The 7,004-nt window shown below is 69.6% G+C and carries 7 protein-coding genes; 1 reads left to right on the top strand and 6 read right to left on the bottom strand.

What is annotated here, in order from left to right; genetic code table 11:
* Positions 1 to 196, bottom strand: a 196-nt coding sequence (locus tag AB1824_12685; protein ID MEW5765820.1) for a hypothetical protein, incomplete at its 3' end; no start/stop codon positions are given.
* A 343-nt stretch (positions 197 to 539) separates the two neighbouring features.
* Positions 540 to 1,340 (bottom strand): hypothetical protein, encoded by an 801-nt coding sequence (locus AB1824_12680; protein MEW5765819.1) that lies wholly within the window; start codon positions 1,338 to 1,340, stop codon positions 540 to 542.
* 108 nt (positions 1,341 to 1,448) lie between these two features.
* Between AB1824_12680 and AB1824_12675 the strand changes: the two genes are divergently transcribed.
* A complete protein-coding gene (locus AB1824_12675; GenBank protein MEW5765818.1) occupies positions 1,449 to 2,156 on the top strand; it encodes a methyltransferase domain-containing protein in 708 nt (235 codons plus the stop codon).
* A 61-nt stretch (positions 2,157 to 2,217) separates the two neighbouring features.
* Here AB1824_12675 and AB1824_12670 read toward each other — a convergent pair whose 3' ends face one another.
* From AB1824_12670 to aceE, 4 genes are all read right to left on the bottom strand, one after another.
* Complete coding sequence (locus AB1824_12670; protein ID MEW5765817.1) at positions 2,218 to 2,613, bottom strand: peptidase inhibitor family I36 protein; 396 nt, start codon at positions 2,611 to 2,613, stop codon at positions 2,218 to 2,220.
* Between the two features lie 160 nt (positions 2,614 to 2,773).
* Positions 2,774 to 3,130 carry a cupin domain-containing protein gene (locus AB1824_12665; protein ID MEW5765816.1) on the bottom strand — a complete coding sequence of 119 codons (357 nt, stop codon included), beginning with the start codon at positions 3,128 to 3,130 and terminating at the stop codon, positions 2,774 to 2,776.
* A gap of 7 nt (positions 3,131 to 3,137) precedes the next feature.
* A complete protein-coding gene (locus AB1824_12660; protein ID MEW5765815.1) occupies positions 3,138 to 4,412 on the bottom strand; it encodes a 2-oxo acid dehydrogenase subunit E2 in 1,275 nt (424 codons plus the stop codon).
* A 16-nt stretch (positions 4,413 to 4,428) separates the two neighbouring features.
* On the bottom strand, positions 4,429 to 7,004 hold a 2,576-nt coding region (aceE, locus tag AB1824_12655; GenBank protein ID MEW5765814.1), incomplete at its 5' end, for a pyruvate dehydrogenase (acetyl-transferring), homodimeric type.

The following is a 7,004-nucleotide window of genomic DNA, read 5'->3' as shown; positions in this document are numbered from 1 at the left end:
TGCGCCGCCGCAGGTCGAGGGGGTGCGGGGGAACGGGGAGGTTCCCCCGCGCGGAGGCCATCCCGCGCAAGGGCAGGGGGGTGACCGCCCGCGCAAGCGGGCACCAGAGGGGGGCGGCCGAGCCCCCCGATGGGGAGCGCCCGAGGCGCGACGCGGGGGTCGGAGCCCCCTGGAGACCCAGCACCAGAAGCTCCATTGCCGCGAGGTGGCCTCCGGCGGATAAGGAACTCAAAGGGGGGAGGGGTTCCTTCCCTCCCCCCTTTGCGCTTCGCTCCCTCTCGGTCGCTCCGCTGATTCCCCCACCTGGAGGGGTTTGCGCTCCGGCCGAAGTGAATTCGGCCTCGCGCGCTCCTTCTCGGGCAGCCTCTCGGGGCCGGCGCCTCGTGCTCCGGCCCATCGTTCCCAGCTCAAGACAGCAAGAGATCGGACGCCCGGAGCGGGGGTGAAGGCCGGCTTGGGAGGAACCGCCCTTCAGTCCGTGACGTCCGATCCCTTTTCTCCGCCCGCAAGGGCGGTGGTTTCACAACGGGGAGGCCCGCTCAGCGGCGCCCGCCCCCCCGGCCCGATCCCGATCCCCGTCCGGAGCCCTGTCCGGAGCCCTGTCCGGAACCTTGGCCGGAGCCCTGCCCCGAACCCTGGCCCGATCCCTGGCCCGTGCAGGAGCCACCCTGACCCGACCCGGCCCCTTGACCCAATCCCTGCCCGCGGCCCTTTCCTTGCGACGCGCCCTGGGACGATCCCGACGCGGCGGAGAGCCCCCGGCTGTCCCGATAGGCTTCGGCGGCGGCTTGTTCAAAGCTCCCCGAGCCTGAACCCGATCCCACGGAGACACCGGTCCCGCCCTGGGCTTTCAACCGCTCCATGGTCCGAACCCGAGCCATGGTCTGCACCCGCATCTGCGAGCCTGCTGCGCTCCCGCCCTGGGCGGAGGCGCCGCCGGTGGCCTGCCCGGACCCCGACCCGGGGCTCGAGCTCGAGCCCGTTCCGCGAAGGGATCCGGTCCCCGTGGAGGGGCTCGCTCCGTCGCCGAGGGATGCCTTGGTTTCCCGAACCACGTCCTCCCAGGACTGGCCCGAGTCTCTCAAGCCCTGGATGTAGGAGAGGCTCACGCCCGAGGATCCGTACACGAGCCCGTAGGCCGCGAATTCCTCGAGGCTCATCCCCGGTCGGTTGGCGAGGGCCTGAGCCTCGTCCGCCGGCATGTTCCAAACCTCGCGGACGGCGTGAAAGGCGACCTCCCGGTCGTTCTGGGGATTGGGCTGCCGGGAGAGATCCACCCCGGAAACGGCCAGGATGGGGAACCCCGCGGCGGCCAGGACGGCGGCGACTCGCTGAAACATGCATGCCTCCACGGTTGCCCCCTCCCCAGCGGGAAGACCCGTCGCCTTCCCGCTCAACCGCTATTTCCGGAAACCGCCTCCAGGTCACAGGACGGGTATACTGCCTCCGTGAAGCCTCTTCCGCCGCCCTCCGCCTTTCAGTTCGAGCGAACAAGGCCCCTGCGTTTCTCCGTGTACCGCGAGGCCCGGCTGGCCACGCGCCGGCGGCTGCTCGAGGTGGGCGCGGGGGAGGGCTCCGTGGCCGCCGAAATGGCGGCGCGCACGGGCCGCACCGTGATCGCCCTGGACCTACAAGAGGCCTCGGTGGCTTCCGCCGAGGTCCGGGCCCTCCGGGGCGACGCCGTTCATCTCCCTTTTCGGGAGGGGAGCTTCGACGCCCTCGCCTTTCATTTCGTCCTGCTCTGGCTCCGGGATCCCCTGCGGGCGCTGAAGGAGGCCCGGAGGATCCTCCGTCCGGGCGGTGCCCTCCTCCTGCTGGCGGAACCCGACCTGGCCGGCCGGGAGGACAGCCCGGACACGGGACTCGGCCAGGCCCTGGAGGGCGCGGTGAGGCGGGCGGGCGGCCACCCCGATGCCGGTTCCCGGATGGAGGGATGGTTAAACTCCGCGGGTTTCCGGCCGCGACTGCGCGTGACGCCGCCCGAGTGGCTGGTCCTCTCGGATCCCCGCGAGACCCTCGCGGAGGTGGAGGCCCTGCGAAGGAGCGGGATTCTCGACGAAGAGGAGGCCCGCCTCCTGGCCGCCCGGGAGGAGGAGGCCTTCCGCTCGGGCGTGCGCCGGGTCCGCCTCCCCCTCACTTACGGTTGGGCGGAATAGAAACGGTGGTCCCCGCGATCCGGATGCCCCCTCGCGAAGCGTTCCCGAGGCCTTCAGGCGCCTATTTCGGGACGGTCCGCAGGGATGAGGCCCGATCGTTCCACCCGTTGGGTACGAGAGAGGGGATGCTGGCCGGCCCCGTCACCGTCCACGAGGCCCCTTTGTAATTGATGTGTTCGTAGAAGATCACTTTCAAGTCGCTTCCGACCTTGAAGGAGGAGATGCGGTCGTTCCAATTGGGGGTTCCAAGGGCGCCCGTGTTGTAACTGCGCAGGTCCGAAATGTCCCGGATCCCATCCCACCGGATGTACGCTCCGCCGTAGTTGATGTGTTCGTAGACGTACAGCTGGTTCGACGTCGGCGTGTGCGCCGGGAGGGCAAACCCCAGACCGACGGCCGCGCCCAAGAGGAACGCCACCTTTTTCCAAGACAACTTGGCCTGTCTCCCGCCGTCCATGCCGCCCTCCTCGGTTTGCCCCAAAACCCGGACAAGACCCGGCCCGCCCCCGGGAACCTTCGAACACGCGTGTCGTCTTGAGGGAAATCTAGGGTGTCCCGATTCGGCCGTCAAGGCATCGCGTCAGGCGTCGGACGTCTATCGCCTGACGCTTCACGTCTCACGTCTTGCTCTTTGCCTTCGCGAGCACGGCCAGGAAGGTGAGGGGCCTGGGCCCCGGGTTGACGAGCCCGTGGGTGTGGCCGGCCTTGCAGAGGTAGGCGTCTCCCGGGCCCACGGGAAAAGATTCTCCGTCCAAGCGCCCCGCGCCCTCCCCTTCGAGCACGAGGTAGAGTTCCTCCTCGGCGGGGTGGAGGTGTTCCCCTACGGAAGCGCCGGGGTCCAGGGTGAGGACGCTGACGAAGTCCGCGCCCTCCATGTCCCCGGGCGACAGGTAATCGAGGCGCACGGCGCTTCCTGTCCCTCCACGGATTCCGGAGATTCGCTGCTCTTGGATGGTCTTTCGAAGTCGTTTCACGGCCGGCCTACCCTTCCAGCGCGAGGAGCCACGGCTCTTCGAGGGCCTCGCAGATCCAGCGGAGAAACCGCGCCCCGTCGGCCCCGTCGATGAGTCGGTGGTCGTAGGAGAGGCTAAGGGGAAGGAAAGTGCGGGGCTCGAAGCGGCCCTCCCTCCACACGGGCCGCACCTCGCTTCGGGAGACTCCGAGGATCGCCACCTGCGGCCAGTAGACGATGGGCGCGAAGGCGGTGCCGCCGATCCCGCCCAGGTTGGAAATCGTGAAGGTCCCGCCCTCCATCTCGTCCGGAAGGAGTTTGCGCGACCGGGCCCGTTCGGCCAGCTCGCGGATCTCCCGCGCCAGGCTCAGGACGTTCTTCCGGTCGGCGTCCCGCACCACGGGCACGAGGAGGCCACGGTCCGTGTCCACGGCCACGCCCACGTGAACGTATTCCTTGAAGACCGTCTCGCCCCTCTCGGCGTCCAGGCTGGCGTTGAAGGCCGGGAAGGCCTTCAGGGCGGAGGCCGTGACCTTGACGAGGAGGGCGGTGACGGTGAGCTTGCCCCCGGCCGCCTCGGCCCGGGCTCCGTACCTGGCCCTGAAGGCCTCCAGATCCGTCACGTCGGCCCGGTCGTACTGGGTCACCTGGGGGACCGTCGCCCAGGCGTGGGCCATGGCCTCTGAGGTGAGCCGGCGCACGGTGGTGAAGGCTTCGCGCCGCACGGACCCCCACCGGGAGAAGTCGGGAAGGGGGCGTGAGGTCGGCCCGGAGGCGGCCGGAGGAACCGCCAGCAGCGCCTTGGCCCGGACCTTCACGTCCTCCAGGGTGAGCCGCCCCCTCGGGCCCGAGCCCCGCACCGAAGACAGGTCCACGCCCAATTCCCGGGCGAGCTTCCGCACGGCCGGAGAGGCCGGGCCGGGAGGAGCGGCGGCCGGCGGGTCCGGGACGGCCCGGGGAGCGGGAGGAGCGGCCGAAGCCGGCGCGGGCGGCGGCGCGGAGGCACCGGACTTGGAAGGCGCCCCGGCTTTCGCATCCTGACCGGGGGCCCTTTCGGCCTCCCCGCCGGCGGTTTCCAGGCGGAGGAGGACCTGCCCCACGCGGATCCGGTCCCCGGCCTTCACGAGGACCTCGGCCACGGTGCCCTGGAAGGGGGCGGGCAGTTCGAAGAGGGCCTTGTCCGTCTCCACCTCCAGCAGCGGCTGGTCGGCCTTCACGGCCTCGCCCACCGCCACCAGCACCTTGACCACGTCGGCCTGGACGACGTTTTCCGAGACTTCGGGAAGGGTCACGTCCTTGAGCATTCCTCGACCTCGCCTCTCAACGGCCCGCCGGATCGGGCCTTCCCGCGTCGATTTCCAGGTCCCTTCTGGCCCCCTCGGCCACCGCCCGGTCCAGGGCGCCGGAGCGGGCCAGGAGCGAGAGGGCCGCAAAGGCCGTGTGGCGGGCATCCACCTCGAAGAAATCCCGCAGGGCCTCCCGGCCGTCGCTCCGTCCGAAGCCGTCGGTGCCCAGAACGGCGAGGGGGCCGGGGACCCAGGGCGCCACCGAAAGCGGGACGGCCTTCACGTAGTCCGAGGCGGCCACGAAAACGCCTTCCGCGCCGCCCAGGACCTCCTCCACCCGCGTGCGCCGCGGCGCCTCGGTGGGGTGGAGCAGGTTCCAGCGGGAGACCTCCAGCGCGTTCCGGTGCAGTTCCTTGTAGCTCGTGGCGCTGTAGACGTCCGCCGCGACGCCGTAGCGCTCCTCGAGGATCCCCGCCGCCTTCAGGACCTCGTTGAGGATCGTGCCCGAGCCGAGGAGGTGGGCCCGGGGCCGGCCTTCGAGGGAAGAACGACGGAACCGGTAGAGGCCCGCGAGAACACCCTCCCTCGCTCCCTCGGGCAGGGCGGGCTGGGCGTAGAATTCGTTCATCACCGTGACGTAGTAGAAGACGTTCTCCCGCTCCGCGGCCATCCGGCGCAGGCCGTCCTCGAGGATCGCGGCCACCTCGTAGGCGAAGGCCGGATCGTAGGCCTTGAGGTTCGGAACCGGAAAGGCGAGGAGGTGGCTCTGGCCGTCCTGGTGCTGGAGGCCCTCGCCCATGAGGGTGGTGCGGCCCGCGGTTCCGCCCAGGAGGAAGCCCCGGGCGTGCATGTCGGCGGCGGCCCAGATGAGATCTCCGATTCGCTGGAAGCCGAACATGGAATAGAAGATGAAGAACGGGATCGTCGGAATGCCGTGGGTGGAATAGGCCGTGGCGGCCGCGATGAAGGAGGACATGGCCCCCGCTTCGGTGATTCCCTCCTCCAAAATGGCCCCGTCGGTGGCCTCCTTGTAGTAGAGGAGGCTCTCCCGGTCCACGGGCTCGTAGAGCTGGCCCGCGTGGGAGTAGATGCCCGCCTGGCGGAAGAGGCTCTCCATGCCGAAGGTGCGGGCTTCGTCGGGGACGATGGGCACCACGAACCGGCCGTAGTCGGGGTCCTTGAGGAGCTTCCCCAGGAGGTGGACGAAGGCCATGGTGGTGGCCATTTCCCTCTCGCCGGTCCCCTCGTCGAACTCCCGGAAGAGGGGCGGCGGCGGCGGGAGGGCGGGGCATTCCGCGGACCGGCTCGGCACCCACCCGCCCAGGTCCCGCCTGCGGGCCTTCAGGTAGCGGATCTCCTCGCTGTCCTCGGGGGGCCGGTAAAAGGGGGCCTGGGCCACGTCCTCGTCGGAGATGGGAATGCCGAAGCGGCTCCGGAATTCCCTCAGCTCCTGCTCGTTGAGCTTCTTCTGCTGGTGGGTGATGTTCTTGCCCTCGCCCGCTTCCCCCAGGCCGTAGCCCTTGATGGTGAGCGCGAGGACCACCGAGGGGCCCGCCCCGGGTTCGGTGGCCGCGAGGTAGGCCGCGTACACCTTCTCAGGATCGTGGCCTCCCTTGCGCATCTTTCTCAGGTGCTCGTCCGAGAGGTGCTTCACCATTTCCAGGAGCCGCGGGTCCTGGCCCCAGAAGTGCTTTCGGATGTAGGCGCCGTCGGAGACCGTGTACTTCTGGGACTGGCCGTCCACCGTCTCTTCCAGCCTCCGGGCGATGAGCCCCTCCGCGTCCTTTTCGAGAAGTTCGTCCCAGTCCTCGCCCAGGAGGACCTTGACGACGTTCCAGCCGGCGCCCCTGAAAGCCGCCTCGAGTTCCTGGACGATCTTGCCGTTGCCGCGCACGGGCCCGTCCAGGCGCTGGAGGTTGCAGTTGACGACGAAGACGAGGTTGTCGAGCTTCTCGCGGGAGGCCAGGGTGATGGCGCCCAGGCTCTCGGGTTCGTCCATTTCTCCGTCGCCCAGGAAGGCCCAGACCCGCTGGTCCGAGCGGGGCAGGAGACCCCGGTCCATGAGGTAGGCGTTGAAGCGGGCCTGATAGATGGCCATGAGGGACGTGAGGCCCATGGACACGGTGGGGAACTGCCAGAACCCCGGCATCAGGTGCGGGTGCGGGTAGGAGGGCAGGCCCCCGCCTGAAGACAGTTCACGGCGAAACCGCGAAAGGTCCGCCTCCGAGAGCCGCCCCTCGAGGAAGGCGCGGGCGTAGATTCCCGGGGCCGCGTGGCCCTGGAAGTAGACGAGGTCTCCGCCGCAGGGGTGCTCCCTCCCCCTGAAGAAGTGCTGAAAGGCCACCTCGTAAAGCGTCGCCGCCGAGGCGAAGGTGGAGATGTGGCCGCCGATCCCCGAAAGCTCCCGGTTCGCCCGAACCACCATGGCCATGGCGTTCCACCGCACGAGGCTCTTGATCCGGCGCTCGATCTCGCGGTTTCCGGGGTACGGGGGCTGGCGGTCCCGCGGGATGGTGTTCAGGTACGGGGTGTTCGCCGTGAAGAAGGGCCGGATGCCGTACTTCGCGGCCCGGATGTGGAGGCGCCAGAGGAGATCCTTGACCCGCTCGG

The organism is Acidobacteriota bacterium, from assembly GCA_040752915.1.
In the GTDB taxonomy this organism is placed as follows: domain Bacteria; phylum Acidobacteriota; class UBA4820; order UBA4820; family DSQY01; genus JBFLVU01.
Note: the sequence above shows the minus strand (reverse complement) of the source record. Positions and strands in the feature narration are given on the sequence as shown.

Coding starts and splice junctions, on each gene's coding strand:
- AB1824_12660 (MEW5765815.1), bottom strand. CDS start 4,412: ATGCTCAAGGACGTGACCCTTCCCGAAGTCTCGGAAAACGTCGTCCAG.
- AB1824_12680 (MEW5765819.1), bottom strand. CDS start 1,340: ATGTTTCAGCGAGTCGCCGCCGTCCTGGCCGCCGCGGGGTTCCCCATC.
- AB1824_12670 (MEW5765817.1), bottom strand. CDS start 2,613: ATGGACGGCGGGAGACAGGCCAAGTTGTCTTGGAAAAAGGTGGCGTTC.